Annotated in this window: 20 protein-coding genes and 1 pseudogene; 15 read left to right on the forward strand and 6 right to left on the reverse strand. The window is 60.3% G+C overall.

The features are described 5' to 3' along the window. Positions 1-9 precede the first annotated feature (9 nt). From OIU37_RS31035 to OIU37_RS31070, 8 genes and pseudogenes are all read left to right on the forward strand, one after another. Positions 10-1,209, forward strand: a complete 1,200-nt coding sequence (locus OIU37_RS31035; protein ID WP_264259714.1) for a M20 aminoacylase family protein — start codon at positions 10-12, stop codon at positions 1,207-1,209. Then, positions 1,206-1,763, forward strand: a complete 558-nt coding sequence (locus tag OIU37_RS31040; RefSeq protein WP_180696995.1) for a GNAT family N-acetyltransferase — start codon at positions 1,206-1,208, stop codon at positions 1,761-1,763. Before OIU37_RS31035 ends, OIU37_RS31040 begins: the two co-directional genes overlap by 4 nt. Positions 1,764-1,800: 37 nt before the next feature. Continuing rightward, positions 1,801-3,576 carry an amino acid ABC transporter permease/ATP-binding protein gene (locus tag OIU37_RS31045; protein ID WP_180696996.1) on the forward strand — a complete coding sequence of 592 codons (1,776 nt, stop codon included), beginning with the start codon at positions 1,801-1,803 and terminating at the stop codon, positions 3,574-3,576. Positions 3,577-3,668: 92 nt separating this feature from the next. Further along, positions 3,669-4,613: an ABC transporter substrate-binding protein gene (locus OIU37_RS31050; protein ID WP_180195906.1), complete on the forward strand. Its 945-nt coding sequence runs from the start codon at positions 3,669-3,671 to the stop codon at positions 4,611-4,613. A gap of 64 nt (positions 4,614-4,677) precedes the next feature. After that, complete coding sequence (locus tag OIU37_RS31055) at positions 4,678-5,613, forward strand: ABC transporter substrate-binding protein (protein ID WP_264259715.1); 936 nt, start codon at positions 4,678-4,680, stop codon at positions 5,611-5,613. 30 nt (positions 5,614-5,643) lie between these two features. Then, positions 5,644-6,678 carry an LLM class flavin-dependent oxidoreductase gene (locus OIU37_RS31060; protein WP_180696998.1) on the forward strand — a complete coding sequence of 345 codons (1,035 nt, stop codon included), beginning with the start codon at positions 5,644-5,646 and terminating at the stop codon, positions 6,676-6,678. Between the two features lie 55 nt (positions 6,679-6,733). Then, a complete protein-coding gene (locus OIU37_RS31065; RefSeq protein WP_180696999.1) occupies positions 6,734-7,330 on the forward strand; it encodes a 2-hydroxychromene-2-carboxylate isomerase in 597 nt (198 codons plus the stop codon). Between the two features lie 129 nt (positions 7,331-7,459). Then, a pseudogene (locus OIU37_RS31070) lies at positions 7,460-8,382 on the forward strand (fatty acid desaturase). 246 nt (positions 8,383-8,628) lie between these two features. Here the strand turns inward: OIU37_RS31070 and OIU37_RS31075 are convergent. From OIU37_RS31075 to OIU37_RS31085, 3 genes are all read right to left on the reverse strand, one after another. Continuing rightward, positions 8,629-9,066 carry a hypothetical protein gene (locus tag OIU37_RS31075; protein WP_264259716.1) on the reverse strand — a complete coding sequence of 146 codons (438 nt, stop codon included), beginning with the start codon at positions 9,064-9,066 and terminating at the stop codon, positions 8,629-8,631. A 72-nt stretch (positions 9,067-9,138) separates the two neighbouring features. Beyond that, the gene (locus OIU37_RS31080) at positions 9,139-9,759 is read right to left on the reverse strand and encodes a helix-turn-helix domain-containing protein (RefSeq protein WP_180697000.1); all 621 of its coding nucleotides are present in this window, start codon (positions 9,757-9,759) and stop codon (positions 9,139-9,141) included. Then, the gene (locus OIU37_RS31085) at positions 9,749-9,934 is read right to left on the reverse strand and encodes a hypothetical protein (RefSeq protein ID WP_168311844.1); all 186 of its coding nucleotides are present in this window, start codon (positions 9,932-9,934) and stop codon (positions 9,749-9,751) included. The genes OIU37_RS31080 and OIU37_RS31085 overlap by 11 nt, the downstream gene beginning before the upstream one ends. A 397-nt stretch (positions 9,935-10,331) precedes the next feature. Between OIU37_RS31085 and msuE the strand changes: the two genes are divergently transcribed. The 7 genes from msuE (at position 10,332) to OIU37_RS31120 (ending at position 13,317) form a co-directional block, all read left to right on the forward strand. Continuing rightward, on the forward strand, positions 10,332-10,892 hold the full coding sequence (gene msuE / locus OIU37_RS31090) for an FMN reductase (RefSeq protein WP_180697001.1): 561 nt from the start codon (positions 10,332-10,334) through the stop codon (positions 10,890-10,892). Positions 10,893-10,903: 11 nt separating this feature from the next. After that, positions 10,904-11,101: a hypothetical protein gene (locus OIU37_RS31095; RefSeq protein WP_180697002.1), complete on the forward strand. Its 198-nt coding sequence runs from the start codon at positions 10,904-10,906 to the stop codon at positions 11,099-11,101. A 134-nt stretch (positions 11,102-11,235) separates the two neighbouring features. Further along, the gene (locus tag OIU37_RS31100) at positions 11,236-11,412 is read left to right on the forward strand and encodes a hypothetical protein (RefSeq protein ID WP_180697003.1); all 177 of its coding nucleotides are present in this window, start codon (positions 11,236-11,238) and stop codon (positions 11,410-11,412) included. 13 nt (positions 11,413-11,425) lie between these two features. Next, a complete protein-coding gene (locus OIU37_RS31105) occupies positions 11,426-11,575 on the forward strand; it encodes a hypothetical protein (RefSeq protein ID WP_164902886.1) in 150 nt (49 codons plus the stop codon). A gap of 70 nt (positions 11,576-11,645) precedes the next feature. Further along, positions 11,646-12,227: an alpha/beta hydrolase gene (locus OIU37_RS31110; RefSeq protein ID WP_264259717.1), complete on the forward strand. Its 582-nt coding sequence runs from the start codon at positions 11,646-11,648 to the stop codon at positions 12,225-12,227. A gap of 11 nt (positions 12,228-12,238) precedes the next feature. Then, positions 12,239-12,547, forward strand: coding sequence for a hypothetical protein (locus OIU37_RS31115; protein WP_264259718.1), 309 nt, complete (start codon positions 12,239-12,241; stop codon positions 12,545-12,547). Positions 12,548-12,549: 2 nt separating this feature from the next. Next, positions 12,550-13,317 (forward strand): gamma-glutamylcyclotransferase, encoded by a 768-nt coding sequence (locus tag OIU37_RS31120; RefSeq protein WP_180697005.1) that lies wholly within the window; start codon positions 12,550-12,552, stop codon positions 13,315-13,317. Positions 13,318-13,341: 24 nt separating this feature from the next. Here OIU37_RS31120 and OIU37_RS31125 read toward each other — a convergent pair whose 3' ends face one another. From OIU37_RS31125 to tauA, 3 genes are read right to left on the reverse strand one after another with little or no spacing between them, the layout of a single operon-like run. Further along, positions 13,342-14,196: an ABC transporter permease subunit gene (locus OIU37_RS31125; protein ID WP_180697006.1), complete on the reverse strand. Its 855-nt coding sequence runs from the start codon at positions 14,194-14,196 to the stop codon at positions 13,342-13,344. Then, entirely contained in the window at positions 14,193-14,981 is a 789-nt protein-coding gene (locus OIU37_RS31130) for a taurine ABC transporter ATP-binding protein (protein ID WP_180697007.1), read from the reverse strand. Before OIU37_RS31130 ends, OIU37_RS31125 begins: the two co-directional genes overlap by 4 nt. 56 nt (positions 14,982-15,037) lie before the next feature. After that, positions 15,038-16,051: a taurine ABC transporter substrate-binding protein gene (gene tauA, locus OIU37_RS31135; protein ID WP_180697008.1), complete on the reverse strand. Its 1,014-nt coding sequence runs from the start codon at positions 16,049-16,051 to the stop codon at positions 15,038-15,040. Between the last annotated feature and the right edge of the window lie 88 nt (positions 16,052-16,139).

Here is a 16,139-nt window from a genome sequence, read left to right on the forward strand (position 1 = left end):
CGAACCGTCATGAACATCATCGCTCACAACCCGCGCAGCAACGATCCGGTCGAGAAGGGTATCGCCGCCCATCTCGACGAGATCATCGCGCTTCGCCACGACCTGCACCAATATCCGGAGCTCGCGTTTCAGGAGCTCAGGACCAGCAAGCTTGTGGCAACCCACCTTTCCTCCTGGGGCTATGAGGTGGCGACGGGCATTGCCGGAACCGGCATCGTCGCCACCCTCAGGCGCGGCGATGGCAAAAAGCGGATCGGCATCCGTGCCGACATGGACGCGCTGCCGATCGAGGAGGCGACCGGTCTTGCCTATGCCAGCAGCAATCCCGGCGTCATGCATGCCTGCGGCCATGACGGGCATACGTCGATCCTGCTCGCCGCTGCCCGTTATCTCGCCGAAAGCGGCAATTTCAGCGGCACGCTGCGGCTGATCTTCCAGCCCGCCGAGGAGATCGGCGCCGGCGCCCGCAAGATGATCTCGGAAGGCCTGTTCGAACGGTTTCCTGTCGATGCGGTCTTCGGGCTGCACAATTGGCCGGGTGTGCCGACGGGCCAATTCGGTTTCGTCGCCGGCCCGGCCATGGCTTCGGTCGACAAGGCAATCATCAAGATCATCGGCAAGGGCGGCCATGGTGCCGAACCCCACCGGACCGTCGATCCGGTGCTCGCGTCGGCCTCCTTCATCACCGCCCTGCAGAGCGTCGTCTCGCGCAATGTCGATCCGCAGGAGATGGCGGTCGTCACCGTCGGCTCGATCCATGCCGGCTCCGCCTCGAACGTCATTCCGGAAAGCGTCGAGATGCAGCTGACCATGCGGGCCTATAGCGAGGCGGTCCGCCAGCTGTTGCGAGAGCGCATTCCCGCACTTGCCCGCGCCCAGGCCGAAAGCTTCGGCGCCGAAGCGGATGTGAATTACCGCCTCGGCTTTCCGGCGCTGATCAACCATGCGGCGGAGACGGCCTTTGCCCGCGACGTCGCCTATGACGCACTCGGCGCCGCGGCGATCGAGAAGGATTTCCGGCCGAGAACCGCGAGCGAGGATTTTGCCTTCATGCTGCAGGCAAATCCCGGCAGTTATCTCTTCGTCGGGAATGGCGACAGCGCGCCTCTCCACAGTGCCCATTACAATTTCAACGACGCGATCATCGCGCCGGCCGCCCGCTACTGGGTGCGGCTCGCCGAAACCTTCCTCACTGATGACAACGGGTGATGAACGATATGAGCGATACGTTTCTCTATACCAGCCCTCTCGACCCGCGCGCCAAGCCGTTGATCGATGAGTTGATCTACGAATACGACAGCCGCTACGGCAACTATTTCAATGCCGAAGGAGCTGCGGCCGAGTTGAACCGTTATCCTCCCGAAGCCTTTGCGCCGCCTGACGGCAATTTTCTCCTGTTGATCCGTGATGGCGAAACCATCGGCGGCGGCGCCTTCAAGAATTATGACGAACGCACGGCCGAGTTCAAACGCATCTGGACGCGCTCCGATCTGCGCCGTCAGGGCCTTGCCCGCAAGGTGCTGGTGGAACTGGAGGCCCAGGCCGCCCGCCAAGGCTATTCCCGTATCTACCTGACGACCGGCTTTCGCCAGCCCGAAGCCGTCGGCCTCTATCTGAACTACGGCTACACCGCTCTCTTCGACACCTCCGCCGATCCCGAGATCTACAAGAGCCTGCCCTTCGAGAAGGACATCACCCATCTCGCTGAGCCTGCTCACGAAGATGCGGAACCGCGCCTGCGCGTGGCCGGCGCAAATTTCTGAAAACGGCAAAGACCGACAATCATAAAAGGGAAGCACAATGGCACTGACGACGGATTTCGCCGGCATCGACCCCGGCAGCAGGACGGCAGGATCGAAGGATTATTCCCGTTATCGCATCGTGCCTGCCCGCCATCCGGGCCGCTTGGCGGGTACGATCTTTGCCGCCGTCGTCATCATCGCCGTGCTCTATTCCATCTTCACCAATCCGCGCTGGGGTTGGGGCGTCTTTGCCGAATGGTTCTTTGCCGAACCCGTGCTCGTCGGTCTCGGCAGGACGCTGCTTTTGACCGTGCTTGCCGCCATATCCGGCTCCATCCTCGGAACGGCTCTGGCGCTTGCCCGCGTTTCCAAGTCGCCGCTGCTCTCCGGTCTCTCCTGGGGCTATATCTGGCTGCTGCGCTCGATCCCCGTCATCGTGCTGCTGCTGATCTTGAACAATCTCGGCTACCTCTATGAGACGATCAAGATCGGCATTCCCTTCACCGATACTATCTTCCTCGACTATCCCACAGTGCAGTTGCTGACGCCCTTTGCTGCCGCTTTTCTCGGCCTGACGCTCAACCAGTCGGCCTTCTTCGCCGAGATCGTGCGCGGCGGCATCCTCGCTGTGGATCACGGACAGTTGGAGGCCGCCGCAGCACTCGGTCTGCCGCGCCGCCGCCAGGCCTTCCGCATCGTGCTGCCGCAGGCCATGCGCTCGATCCTGCCGACCGGCTTCAACGAACTCATCGGACTGGCCAAGAGCACCTCCATGGTCTACGTGCTGGCGCTGCCGGAGCTCTTCTATACGGTCCAGGTGATTTATCGGCGCAATCTCGAAGTCATTCCGCTGCTGATGGTCGCGACCGTCTGGTATCTGATCATCATGACGGTGCTGTCGATCGCTCAGCGCTATATCGAACGCTACTTCTCCAAAGGCGCCGTGCGCAACCCGACGCCGTTGCCCTTCCAGGCATTTTTCGAGCGTTTCCGCCGTCCGCTGCCTGTCCTCGATACGGCGACCGACACCGTGCGCAAGATCGGTTTCCAGGATGCTGCGACGCTGCGGGCCGCAGGCGGCGCGGTGCGCATCCACAGTATCTCCAAAAGCTTCGGCTCGCTGAAAGTGCTCGATGATGTCGAGCTCAGCCTTCCCGCAGGCAGCGTGACCGCCATCCTCGGTCCGTCCGGCTCCGGCAAGTCGACGCTTCTGCGCGCCATCAACCATCTGGAGCGTGTCGATGAGGGTTTCATCTCGGTCGACGGCGATTTCGTCGGCTACAGCAGGAAGGGCGACACGCTCTACGAGCTCAAGGAGAAGGATATCCTCAAGCGCCGCGCCGATATCGGCATGGTCTTCCAGAGCTTCAATCTCTTCCCGCATCTGACCGTGCTCGAAAACCTCATCGAGGCACCGATCCAGGTTCGCGGCATCGGCCGCGAGGAAGCGGTGCAGCTGGCGCAGGAGCTGCTGGCACGCATCGGCCTCAGCGACAAGATCAACGCCTATCCGCGCCAGCTTTCCGGCGGCCAGCAGCAGCGTGTGGCGATCGCCCGCGCACTGGCGCTCCGCCCGAAGGTGCTGCTCTTCGACGAGCCGACCTCGGCGCTCGATCCCGAGCTCGTCGGCGAAGTGCTCGACGTCATCAAGGAACTTGCCCGCACCGGCACGACGCTCGTCATCGTCACCCATGAGGTCGGTTTTGCCCGCGAAGTCGCCGACACGGTAGTCTTCATGGACAGCGGCCGCATCCTGGAGGCTGGCCCGCCGGCCCGCATCTTCGCACAAGCGGAACATCCCCGTACGCGGGAATTCCTCGCCAAGGTTCTCTAGCGCCTGATAGCGCTGGCGAAATGCCGGGCCGCGACGGGCTGCTCCGGCAGAATAACAATAACCACAACCTAAAGATGAAATGGAGAAGGGGCATGACATTTAAAGATAGGGCAAGGCTTCTGATAGCGGGAGCCGTCACCATTGCCGCGATCGGTTTCGGTTCCGCTCAGGCGCAGCAGAAGTTCGATCTCAGCCCCGAGCAGCCGAACCGGCTGCGGGTGGAAAAGAACGAGAAACGCATCGCCGAAGTCAAGGACTTCAAGTTCGTCGAAAGCGGCGTCTTCACTGTCGGTATCAGCTCGAGCGGCAATCTGCCGCTGCATGATTATGCCTCCGATTCCAAGACGGTCATCGGTTACGATGTCGATCTGGCGCAGGCCATTGCCGATAGCCTGGGCCTGAAGCTCGAACTGGTTTCTGTTGCCTGGGCCGATTGGCCGTTGGGGCTGACCTCCGGAAAGTTCGACGCGGTGATCTCCAACGTGACGGTCACGGAAGAGCGCAAGGAGAAATTCGATTTCTCGACCTATCGCAAGGACGAGCTTGGCTTCTACGTCAAGGCCGACAGCCCAATCACCTCGATCAAGCAGCCGAAGGATATTGCCGGCCTGAAGGTCATCACCGATGCCGGCACCAACCAGGAGAAGATCCTGCTGGAATGGGACCGACAGAACGTAGCCGCCGGCCTGAAGCCGATCGAGGTGCAATATTATGACGACGACGCGGTCAAGGATCTCGCCGTTCAGTCCGGCAGAGCCGACACCGTCTTCAGCGTGAACGCGACGCAGGCCTATTCGGCAGGGATAAACGGCAAGACCAAGCTCGTCGGCACCGTCAGCGGCGGTTGGCCGATCACGGCCGAGATTGCTGTCACCACACGCAAGGGCAGCGGCCTGGCAGCGCCCTTGACCGATGTCGTCAATGACCTGATCGCCAGCGGCGCCTACCGGAAGATTCTCGATACGTGGAACCTCGGTCCCGAAGCGATCGACAAGGCCCAGACCAACCCGCCCGGCCTGCCGAAGAGCGGCTCCTGATGGATCCCTATTGAGCCGGCGGCAATGCTGCCGGCCATTCCTGCCTGACAATTTGGAGAAGACGATGATTGCCCTTCCGGCATTCCGGACCCTGCTGATCGCCGCCATGGCGTCTGCCCTTTCCTTCGGTGCAACTCATGCAGCCGAGGATTTCGACCTTAGCCCAGAGCAGTCGGGACGGCTTCACGCCGCCAGGAACGATGCGGCTATTGCCGCAATCCCCAAGGAGTTCAAGTTCGTTACACCCGGCAAGTTCACCATTGCCGTCAGTCCCGGCGGCCCTCCGCTTGCCACCTATGCCACGGATGCCAAGACCGTGGTCGGGGCAGATCCCGATTATGCCTATGCCATCGCCGACAGCCTTGGCCTGACGCTGGAGATCGTGCCGGTCGCCTGGATCGACTGGCCGCTCGGCCTTGCCTCGGGCAAGTATGATGCCGTCATCTCCAATGTCGGGGTCACCGAGCAGCGCAAGGAAAAATTCGATTTCTCCACCTACCGCCAGGGTCTGCACGGTTTCTTCGTAAAATCCGACAGCCCCGTCACCTCGATCAAGGAGCCCAAGGATGCGGCAGGCCTCAGGATCATTGTCGGGGCCGGCACCAACCAGGAGCGCATCCTGGTGAAGTGGAGCGAGGAAGATGTTGCCGGGGGCCTGAAGCCGATCGAGCTGCAATATTACGACGACGAGGCGGCATGCCTTCTCGCGCTGCGGTCCGGCCGGGCCGATGTCATCGTCCAGCCGCATGCACAGCTCGTCTTCATCGCCGCGCGCGACAAGAACATCAAGCGCGTCGGCACGCTGAGCGCCGGCTGGCCGGATCGCTCGGATGTCGCGATCACCACCCGCAAGGGAAGCGGACTGGCCGATGCGCTGACTGTCGCCACCAACGGCCTGATCAAGGATGGCACCTACGCAAAAATCCTCGATCACTGGCATCTTTCCGAGGAAGCCTTGCCGGTATCCGAGACCAATCCGCCCGGCCTGCCGAAATACTGATCATCGGATGGCACGAGTGGAAGGGACGACATGATCGGCCGCAACATATCCATCAGCCATATCGGCTTCCTCACCCCCGGCAATTATCCCGACGAAAATCCGTTGTCGGGATTGGAGCAGACGCTTCAGCAACTGCAATATGGTGAGGATTTGGGCTTCGATAGCGCCTGGGTTCGCCAGCGGCACCTGGAGCCTGGAATCTCTTCCGCGAGCGCCTTCCTGGCGGCGGCGACTCAGCGCACCAGCCGGATCGAACTTGGAACCGCGGTCATCCCGATCGGCTATGAAAGCCCTTACCGGTTGGCCGAAGATCTCGCCACCGTCGATGTTCTGTCGCGCGGGCGGCTGAATATCGGCGTCAGCGCCGGCCGGCCGTTGCACGCCGAGCTGATCGCTCCGCTTGTCTTCGACGGCGACTGGACGGGCTACGATTTCTCGCACGACCGCGTGCTGCGCTTTGCCGACAATCTGCGCGGCACTTATCTCGGAGACGAGCAGACCTTGATCAAGACGCCCTTCGGCCCGCAGCGGCCGCGGCTGCAGCCTTATGCCAAGGGCCTGATCGACCGGATCTGGTATGGCGGCGGGTCGCAGCGCTCGGCCGAATGGGCCGGCCGCAATGGCTTCAACCTGTTGACCGGCAATGTGATAACGGGCGAGGGGACCGATGATTTCTTCACCGCGCAATCGCGGCTGATCGAAACCTATCGTGCCGCCGGCACGCAGCGCCGGGTCGCGCTGGGCCGCGTCATCGTGCCTTTCGACAGCGCCGATGCCGCAACGCGGCGCCGGTATCGAGACTATGCCGATGGCCGCCATGAGCGAACCCTTTCACCGCAGGGCGAGCGGCGCACCCTGTTCGCCCGTGATGTCGTCGGCACATCGGACGAGATATTGGCGCAGCTTTTTGCCGATCCGATCCTGCCTGAGGTCGGCGAGTTGAGGCTGGAGCTCCCTTACGAGTTCGAGCACGAGGAATATCGCCAGATTCTCCACGACTTCGTGACAACAATCGCACCGGAACTCGGATGGAAAGCGCCATCCGAAGTTAGATCCGCTTCCTGAAAATGTCGTCGCCCATTCGACGCCAGAACAATCACCTCGCAGGGAACATGCATCAGTGACCAAATCAATAGAATACTTCTTTTCGATCGGATCGCCCTGGTCCTATATCGGCTTCGACGCCTTCGCTGAACTCGCGGCGAAGAACGACGTGGTCATCACGCCCTATCTGACGACGGTGGTCGAGGAAAATGGCGGTATCTTTTCGCGCAACCGCCCGGAGATCCGGCGCGCCTACTGGACGCGGGACCTCAAGCGCTGGGCGCGCGTGCGCGGCAAGGAACTGCGGCTCGAACATCGCCCTGATTTGAGCGATCCGACGCCGGCGTCCCTCTTCGTGATTGCGGCCTATCTCGACGGACAGGATTGGATCGGCGTTGCCCGCGCCCTGCAGCATGCCTTCTGGAGCGAGGCGAGGGATATCGGCAAGCCCGATGTGCGCGAGGCGATCGTGACATCAGCAGGTTTCGATGGCGCGGTACTCCTCAGACGACAAGCCGACGACGATGTCCAGAACAAATGGTCGGCAGACCGCGTGCATGCGCGCGACAGCGGCGTCTTCGGCTTTCCCACCTATATCTACGATGGTGAAATCTATTGGGGACAGGACAATTTGCCCTTCCTCGAACATCACCTTCACGGCGACAAGCCTTAGGCTTGGATTAAGCAATTCAGCCCCGGTTGAGACGGATTTTTTCAGATAAGCATATAAAATAGATAGGCCTTATTCTCTACTCCTGATGCCCTGCGATAGATTGGTGTGGTTGACGGGGAAATCACACGCATGCTCGACAGGACTTCGCAGGCGGCCGGAACCATTGCTTCCAGGCGTTCGACGGAATGGCCGACCGTCATTCTCGCACTCGTCATCCATGGCGGATTTCTTGCACTGACCCGGTGGTGGCAATCATTGCCGCTGATCGTGGTCGTGATCGCCGGAGGCTGGTTGGTTGCCTGGCACGGATCCCTCCAGCACGAAGTCATTCACGGCCATCCGACGGGAAACCAAGGGATAAACGACGCGATCGGGTCGGTACCGCTGTCGCTGTGGCTGCCTTATCCGATCTATAAGGATAGCCATCTGGAGCATCATCGCGACGATATCTGACCGATCCGATCGAGGATCCGGAATCTTCCTATTTCACCAAGGCCACCTGGGAGCAATTGGGCGCGACCGGCAGGCTGCTGGCGCGGTGGAACACCACCCTGTTCGGCCGTTTGACCATCGGCCCTGCCGTGATGCTGTTGAGTTTCCTTGGTCAGGAAGGGCAGCTGGTACGGGCAAACGAACCGGGACGACGACGGATATGGGGTGTGCACGGCATCGGTGTCGCCGCGGTTCTTTTCTGGGCGGCCATCGTCTGCGGCGTGCCGCTGTGGCTTTACCTCGCTTTCGTCTATACGGGTGCTGCGATGACGCGGCTCAGATCCTATGCTGAGCACAGATATGCCGAAAGCCATGAGGAACGCACCGCCATCGTGGAAAACAGCTATCTCTTCGGCTTGCTGTTTCTCTTCAACAACCTGCACGTTCTCCATCATCGTCGGCCGGGCATCTCCTGGTATCGCCTTCCGGCGGTCTATCGCAAAAACCGCGATACGCTCGTCCGTTCGAATGGCGGGCTTGTCTATGATGGCTATTGGGACATCGCGCGCCGGTTTTTTCTGAAGCCGCACGACGATCCGACGCATCCTCATCATTCATAACTGGTACGGCGCCCATCGCATCCGAGGTCACCGGCCGAGCGGCCAGTGCCATCGCCACGCAGCCGTGACGTGAGGGACAGCGGCTCAACCTTGCTGGGCCTGGGTCTCATTGCCTTTGCTGAGGTGCTTCGCGCTAAGCAGGGAGTGCTGGCCGGCGAAGCGAGCATCGCTCCGCTCGAGCGATGATAGCGGACAGAATTCCGTTATCTTGGCAAGATTGCGCAATCCTCTCGAAATCGTTCCATTCTATTGGAGGAAAAGATATGGGAAGATTTTTTTACATTGTTTGCTGCAATTAGTTCTTTTATCTCCCCGCTCATTGAAACGCGAAACGCCGCTGTATTGATCGGAGAGAGACATGAACCCCGCCATGAACATGATGCCGATGATGAACAACATGATGCCTGCCATGATGAACCCGATGATGGGTGGAATGATGCCGATGGGTGGCATGCCGATGATGAGCGGCGCGATGATGCCGATGATGGCCTCCATGCCGATGATGATGATGATGATGGGCTCCATGAAGTGCAGCATGACTGCCGAAGGCATGGTCTGCGAAATGAAGCCGATGGAAGGCATGGACAAGGACATGTTCATGGAGTGCTGCAAGCGCATGATGTCCATGATGTCCGGCGGCATGCCCGTGATGATGAACTGCGGCGGCATGATGATGTGCTGCATGATGGCTGCCTGAGCCATCCGCCTCTGAGAGCAAATGACCAAGAGCCTCCGGAGACGGGGGCTCTTTTTGCGTCAGACGCGAACGTCTTCGAGATAGGTTGTCACCAGGTAGAGGATTGCTTCCGTTCCTGTCATGTTGCGGTAGATATGGGGCACATCGGCATCGAAGATGATGGCGTCGCCTTCACCCAGGATGTGCGGTGCCTGCCTGCCGGCGATGATTTCGACAGTGCCTTGGGCAACGACCAAATTTTCGACCGTTCCATGCTGATGGGCATCGGCACTTTCGCTATGGTGCGGAGCGATCCTGAGCTCGTAGAATTCCACCTTTCTCTCGCCTTCGAAGGGGAAAAGAGCCCGTGTCCGGAAGCGTCCTTCGGAAGAGGCGAGGATTTTCGATCTTGCCCGCGGCACCGCAATGATCGAGGTTTCGCCGCGTTCGGCAATCAGTGCTGCGCAGGGAATACCGAGAGCAAGCGCGATCTTCGAGAGGATGCTTAACGTCGGGCTGCTTTTGCCCGTTTCGATTTGCCCGAGCATGGCACGGCTGACGCCGGCGATCTTTGCCAGCCGGTCCAGGGAGTAGCCGCGGCGGGTGCGAATGCGCCGCAAATTCTGTCCTGTCTGAACCGTGATCTCCTCGGCGGTGTCTCTCGCTTCGCCGTCGGGAAGAAGCGCTTGATCAGACGCCATATCCCGCAATGCCCATTGCCATGACCGGGACAAAACCCCAATACGGCACCCACATCAGAACCGGCTGCATCGCAAAGGATACGGGCGCGGCCGCCTTGAACGCATCGGGCGCATCTTTGCTGCGCGATTGCCGGTAGGCCTGGAAATCGATGACATCAGCCGTCTGCACTGACATGAAAAGCTCCCACTAAAATCTATAAGAAGTGTATATTTTCCGCAGAGGAAAAGGCAGGGCTTGTCATCCAATCGTTCCGCTGAACCGGAAATCTTATACCAATTATATTCGACCTTGCGGCAAAGCCATTTATGGCGGGCCGTTTGCAAGAGCCTCTCGCCGGGCTCGCGACATCACGATGCCGCCTACATCTGCGTCCCTCCCTGTCGTCTTCCCACATGCGAGGTCGAAGCGGTCGCCGGATCGGCGATCCCTTGTGACCATCGCCATGCAGCTTATGCGTGCCGGAGCGGCGGCGAACGTTTTTTTCAACCAGGCGAAGAAGGAGAGATGCACGTTCCTTTAATCTATCAATTTTGTAGACAATAGTTGGAGCAACGCAATGAGAGGAAAAACCATGTCAGGTTTCAAACTCGTCGGCATCGCTGGCAGCTTCAACCGTCCATCGAAGACATTGGCGCTCGTCCGGCACGTCGCCGAACGTGCGAGCATTCGCTACGGATTTACGAGCAAGACCTATGATCTGCATGATGTCGGTTCGTCGCTGGGCAGCGCCTTGTGGCGCAAGGATCTCGACGCGCAGGCCAGGCATGTCATCGACGAGATCGTGCAGGCCGATGCCCTGATCATCGGCTCGCCAACCTACAAGGGCTCTTATCCCGGCCATTTCAAGCACCTGATCGACCTGATCGACCCCCACGAACTTCGGGGCAAGCCGATCATCATCACGGCGACCGGCGGCGGTGACCGGCATGCGTTGATGGTCGAGCATCAGCTTCGGCCGCTGTTTGGATTTTTCATGGCCCATACCTTGCCGACCGCCGTCTATGCGTCCGATCGCGATTTTACAGACTATGCGGTTTCATCCGACGCGCTTTTGGCCAGGATCAACGAAGTGATCGGCGAATTGGCGGCCTTCTTTCCGGGCGCAAATCCGGCCCTGGCGGCGGCCGAGTAGGAGTCGCCGCCATGGTTCGATCTAAGGAAGCGACGATCACCGATGCGGAAAGGCCGGAGCCAGGCGAGCAATTGTGGAGCGTCTTCGAATTCGCCCGACGATATCGTCTCGCCAAACGCGAGGAGAACCGCCTGCTGATGCTCTACAGACCAACGGCATCGCTTCACGTTCTTCTCGCCAAGGCACAACGTCATTCGCTGATTTCGTAGAGCAATTCCAGCAGAAGTGCACAGCGGTTTGCGTCCGGAATTGCATGAAAACAAAGAGATAGAGCACCTCCGTGACTCGAAGAAAAACGGAAATGCTCTAGCCGAAGAATACCGGTTCCTGACAGGAGGTTCGCATGAAGCTTGATTTTCACTTCTGGCTGAAGCTTTCGATCGGCCGGTTCCTCGGCCTGAGGCCGCCCGCTGCACGGGAGCCTGTAAACGGATTGTTCGCGCGGGACGACGAGCGCGACCGGTCCGCTCGCGAATACGAACTCCATTATTGGGGCACCATGCCCGGCCTTTGGTATTGAGGAGAACGGTGTGATGGCGATTGTCGTTGAGACCGACCTGCGTCGGCACGGTGCGAGAAGAGCGGAAGGCAGCGTCATGTCGCATTTCAGGCATGCGGCCGGAATCTGCACGATCGTCAGTTCCTTCACATTCCTGTTCGCCCTGGTGATCGGGTGGATCTGATGAGTGATGTCCGATGTTTGCCCCGATCGGGAAAAAGACCGGCGCGCAGCTTCAGAGAGGGTGCCGTCAGATGATCGATGTACTTATTCTTCCCGGGCTTTTCGGCTCAGGAGAAGGGCATTGGCAACAGCACTGGCTGCAGGATCAGCCGGGCAGTCGGTGCGTCGCTCAGGACAACTGGGATCATCCGAACCTTGACAACTGGCTGCCGCGATTGGAAGGCGCACTTGAAGAGGCCAGCGAGGCCTATCTGGTTGCCCATAGTCTCGGATGCCTGCTTGCCGCCCGCTTGGCCGGGCGAAGTGCTGCCCGTCGCGTCAAAGGAGCATTGCTCGTTGCTCCATGCGATCTGCCGGTCACGGAAAACCTGCATCCCGGGCATATCTCGTTTGGTGCCATGCCGACGGCGCCTTTGCCTTTTCCAAGCATCGTCGTCGGCAGCATGAACGATGCTTACATGACGGTCGATCGGTTGACCCTGTTCGGCCGCTTGTGGAACGCCGAGACCAGGAATATCGGCCTTGCCGGGCACATCAATGTCGCCAGCGGCTTTGGCCGCTGGCGCAACGGCTACCGATTGCTGGAAGGCTTGAAGACGCAAACGCGCGGTCGAAGGCATGTCGTTTCGATGCCGCCGGCTTTTGCTATGTGAGACAGAGTGGAATGTCCGATATTGTCGCCGACCTGTTCCGCCTTAGCGAAGATCCAAATGCCGATCCAAGAACCAGGCGCCGTCAAACCATGGAGCGACTGGTACAGACGCTGCTTGCCATGGCCGATGCCGAAATCGGACCGGGAGATGCGCAGCATCGCCATTCGATCCTCCATCTGACGACGATCATCCGCGAGATGACGGAAAGGATCGCAGAAGCCGATGATGTGACGTTTTCGGCAATCGTCAGGGAGGCCGCGATGCTGATACGCAGCCTGCAGCGGCGCCAGGCCGATGCGGCCAGATTTACGGTGCATTGACCATGATGGATATCCGGGAGCATAAACAGTCGGCGGTCCGCGAAAGCAAACTTTTGATGACCGGATCAAGAATGGCTCTGACGGACGAGCTCGTATCGCTGAGCCTTCGCCCCGCGATCGATGTCGGCCCCGAGCCACATCGAAAACCGCTGACCGAAGCGGAGGTGGAGATGCTCGCCAACCGGCTTCTTCACGAGTCTACCGGCGCGCCGCTTTGGATCTTCGCCTATGGATCATTGATATGGAAGCCGGACTTCGATGCCGTCGAATCACAGCATGGCGCAACAAGAGGGTGGCATCGCTCCTTCTGCCTGCAGATGACCCGCTGGCGGGGAACGCGGGCCCAGCCGGGTCTGATGATGGCACTTGACCGCGGTGGACGTTGCAACGGCATCGTCTTCAGGCTTGCCGATGATGATCGCCTTGGCCAGATTCGGCGGTTGATCCGCCGTGAAGTCGGCACGATCGAAGACGCTGCGTCGGTTCGCTGGATCCCGGTCGCCACCGCGCACGGGCTCGTGCGCGCGCTGGTCTTTTGGGCTGGCCCGAAGGGCGAGCGTGTTTCCCGCAAATTGCCGCTGGAGACGGTGGCGCAGGTGCTCGCAAGAGCCTGCGGACATATGGGCTCCTGCGCCGAATATCTGTATCTGACGGTGAAGCATCTGGAGGAACGTGGCATCCGGGACCGCAATCTATGGCGGCTTCAGAAGCTGGTTGCAGCCGAGCTTGTTGCCATACACGGGCTGAACGCGGCGACAGGAAGCCATTGAAATAGGCTCCCTCCCGCCCTCTGGTCAGAGCTTGCCCTTCCAGGGCACGAGGAACGCCTCCAGAAATCGAATGGCGGCCGAGAAGGTGAAGGCGCAGATCGCGATGATGCCGATGCCGACGAAGACGACGTCGGTCGCCAGGAACTGTGAGGCCGACATGATCATGAAACCGATCCCGCGCGTGGAGGCAATCAATTCAGCCGCAACCAGCGTGCTCCAGCCGACACCGAGCGCAATTCGAATGCCGGTGAGGATTTCGGGCAGGGCGGACGGCAGGACGATGTCCAGGAAGAGCTGCAGCCGGCTCGCGCCCAGCGAACGCGCGGCATTGACGCGCTCGATCGGCAGCGAACGGACACCGGCCTGGGCCGAGAGGCAAATCGGCGCGAACATAGCAAGCACCAGCAGCGTGATTTTCGACGTCTCGCCGATGCCGAGCCAGATGATCATCAGCGGCAGGTAGGAGAGCGGCGGAAGCGGCCAGTAAAACTCGATCGGTGCGTCGAGCACGCCTTTCGCCCAACGGTTCAGGCCCATGAGCAATCCGAGCGGAATGCCGGCGGAAACGGCGATGAGGGCGGCGACCACGATGCGGAACAGGCTCGCAAAAACATGCTCGGACAGTGACGCGCCGGCGTAACCGTCGCGATAGATGGCGCCGATCTGTGTCAGCACCTCGTCTGGGCGCGGCAGGAACAGGTGTGGAACGACACCGAGCGCGGATACGAGCCACCACAGCAGCAGTATGGCCAGCGCCGTGGCAATGCTGATGGCCACTGTCGATTTCTCGCCGGCTCCGAAGCTTACCATTTTTACCAGCTTGACCTGGCGGTCCTCTCTACCCGCCGCAATCGGCGGGGCCTGCACTATATCGCTCATGCGGCGCTCCTGAGGTCTTCGGTGCTGTGCAGAATGGCGCGGATCTCCTCGCGCAGCTCGGCAAATTGCGGCGACGCCTTGATCGATCGGGCGTCGCCGGTTTCGGCGAAGCGGCGAACGAAATCCAGATCGAAGCGTGCCACGACGCGTCCCGGTCGAGGTGACATGACCAGGACCTGCGTGCCCAGGAACAAGGCCTCTTCGATCGAGTGCGTGATGAAGAAGACCTTTTTTGCCGTTTTATCCCAGATGGAAATCAGCAGTTCCTGCATCTGCTCGCGCGTCAGGCTGTCGAGCGCGCCGAACGGCTCGTCCATCAGCAGGATGTCGGGATTTGTCGCCAGAGCCCGGGCGATGCCGACACGCTGGCGCATGCCGCCCGACAGCTCATAGGGAAAAGCGCCGGCGAATTCATCGAGGCCGACGAGACGGACAAGCTCCAGGGCGCGGGCTTCGCGCTCCTTGCGCTTGACCCCGCCGAACTTCAAACCGAGCGCGACATTGTCGACAACCGATTTCCAGGGCAGCAGCGAGTCCTTCTGGAAGACGACGCCACGGTCTGCGCCGGGTTGTTCGACCGCGCGACCATCGAGCGTGATCCGGCCATCCGAAAGCGGAAGGAAACCGGCAATCGCGTTGAGGAGGGTTGATTTTCCGCATCCTGATGCCCCGAGTGCGACGACGAAGCCTCGTTCGGGAATATCGAAGGAAACGCGATCGAGCGCGTGAACGATTCGTCCGTCGCGGGCTGCGAAGAAAACGCTGGCGTGATCGACTTTAAGCATGTTGCCGCTCGCAGGTTTGACACCGGCGCGGCAAGCCGCGCCGGTGTCGCGGAGGATCAGTTGCTGACGCCGGTGAGCGCGTCTGCAGTGACGAAGGCGCCGTAATTCGCCAGCACGTCGGAAACCTTGCCCTGTTCCTTCAGAAACGATGCCGTGTCCTTGAGGATCTTGCCGGCACCTGCCTTTTCGCCGCCGCCAAGCCAGGCATCCGATGCCTGAACCTCAGGCGTCAGCAGCGTCAGGTTCTTCAGGGCCGAGGCCTGCTGTTCAGCTGTTCCGCCGAGAAGCTTGGCAAGCGACTTGGCATTGTCGCTGTCGGGACCCCAGGCGGATTTGTCCGATGCGAAGGATGCGTAGTATTTGGTGATGACCGAGGCGAAACCCTTCAGAAATTCCGGGTTGTCGGCGGCAAATTTCGAGGTCGCGACCCAGGCCGAGAATGTCGGCGCACCCTTGTCTGCCACGTCTTTGGAGGTCACCAGGACCTTCCCGTTTTTCTTCAATTCGGTGAGTGCCGGATCCCAGACGAAGCCGCCATCGATATCGCCGCGATTATAGCTCGCGACGATCTCGGGCTGAGGGATTGCGAAGACCTGAACGTCCTTTTCGGTCAGGCCCAGCGATTTGATCAGCGCCAGCAACTGATAGTGGTCCGTCGACACCGGCGCGGCGGCAAGCTTCTTGCCCTTCAGATCATTCAGGCTTTCGATGCCGGAACCGTTGCGGACGACGAGAGCCTCGTCGATGCCCGAGATGGAGGCGAGGTAAAAGGCCTTGACCTCGAGCCCGCGTGACACCGCAGCCGCAAACGGGCTGGAGCCGACATAGCCGACCTGGACGTCACCGGAGGCAATCGCCGCAAAGATTTCGGCACCCGAATTAAACCTGCGGAAGTCGATCTCGTATCCCGTTTCCTTGGCAAATTCTCCATTGGCGATCGCCACGGAAGACGGCAAGGCGTCGGTTTGATAGGCGACGACAACCTTCTTGTCCGCCGCTTCAGCGACCACGGCCGTTGCAAGAGTGCCGACGCCGACGGCGATTGCGGCAACCAAATTCCTGAAATTCATCTTGAGCCCCTTTGTTCAGGGCCGCATGGCCCTTGATCTCACCCTCAAAAGCGTAATGGTTGGGGAGGGGCTAGCGGGAGAAATAACA

This window comes from Rhizobium sp. BT-226 (genome assembly GCF_025847085.2).
Taxonomy (GTDB): domain Bacteria; phylum Pseudomonadota; class Alphaproteobacteria; order Rhizobiales; family Rhizobiaceae; genus Rhizobium; species Rhizobium sophorae.

Bases quoted from the DNA above. Each gene is read 5' to 3' on its own strand.
- OIU37_RS31035 (WP_264259714.1), top strand. From the start codon at position 10: ATGAACATCATCGCTCACAACCCGCGCAGCAACGATCCGGTCGAGAAG.
- OIU37_RS31045 (WP_180696996.1), top strand. From the start codon at position 1,801: ATGGCACTGACGACGGATTTCGCCGGCATCGACCCCGGCAGCAGGACG.
- OIU37_RS31050 (WP_180195906.1), top strand. From the start codon at position 3,669: ATGACATTTAAAGATAGGGCAAGGCTTCTGATAGCGGGAGCCGTCACC.
- OIU37_RS31055 (WP_264259715.1), top strand. From the start codon at position 4,678: ATGATTGCCCTTCCGGCATTCCGGACCCTGCTGATCGCCGCCATGGCG.
- OIU37_RS31060 (WP_180696998.1), top strand. From the start codon at position 5,644: ATGATCGGCCGCAACATATCCATCAGCCATATCGGCTTCCTCACCCCC.
- OIU37_RS31075 (WP_264259716.1), bottom strand. From the start codon at position 9,066: ATGCAGCACATCATCATGCCGCCGCAGTTCATCATCACGGGCATGCCG.
- OIU37_RS31080 (WP_180697000.1), bottom strand. From the start codon at position 9,759: ATGGCGTCTGATCAAGCGCTTCTTCCCGACGGCGAAGCGAGAGACACC.
- OIU37_RS31085 (WP_168311844.1), bottom strand. From the start codon at position 9,934: ATGTCAGTGCAGACGGCTGATGTCATCGATTTCCAGGCCTACCGGCAA.
- msuE (WP_180697001.1), top strand. From the start codon at position 10,332: ATGTCAGGTTTCAAACTCGTCGGCATCGCTGGCAGCTTCAACCGTCCA.
- OIU37_RS31095 (WP_180697002.1), top strand. From the start codon at position 10,904: ATGGTTCGATCTAAGGAAGCGACGATCACCGATGCGGAAAGGCCGGAG.
- OIU37_RS31100 (WP_180697003.1), top strand. From the start codon at position 11,236: ATGAAGCTTGATTTTCACTTCTGGCTGAAGCTTTCGATCGGCCGGTTC.
- OIU37_RS31105 (WP_164902886.1), top strand. From the start codon at position 11,426: ATGGCGATTGTCGTTGAGACCGACCTGCGTCGGCACGGTGCGAGAAGA.
- OIU37_RS31110 (WP_264259717.1), top strand. From the start codon at position 11,646: ATGATCGATGTACTTATTCTTCCCGGGCTTTTCGGCTCAGGAGAAGGG.
- OIU37_RS31115 (WP_264259718.1), top strand. From the start codon at position 12,239: ATGTCCGATATTGTCGCCGACCTGTTCCGCCTTAGCGAAGATCCAAAT.
- OIU37_RS31120 (WP_180697005.1), top strand. From the start codon at position 12,550: ATGATGGATATCCGGGAGCATAAACAGTCGGCGGTCCGCGAAAGCAAA.
- OIU37_RS31125 (WP_180697006.1), bottom strand. From the start codon at position 14,196: ATGAGCGATATAGTGCAGGCCCCGCCGATTGCGGCGGGTAGAGAGGAC.
- OIU37_RS31130 (WP_180697007.1), bottom strand. From the start codon at position 14,981: ATGCTTAAAGTCGATCACGCCAGCGTTTTCTTCGCAGCCCGCGACGGA.
- tauA (WP_180697008.1), bottom strand. From the start codon at position 16,051: ATGAATTTCAGGAATTTGGTTGCCGCAATCGCCGTCGGCGTCGGCACT.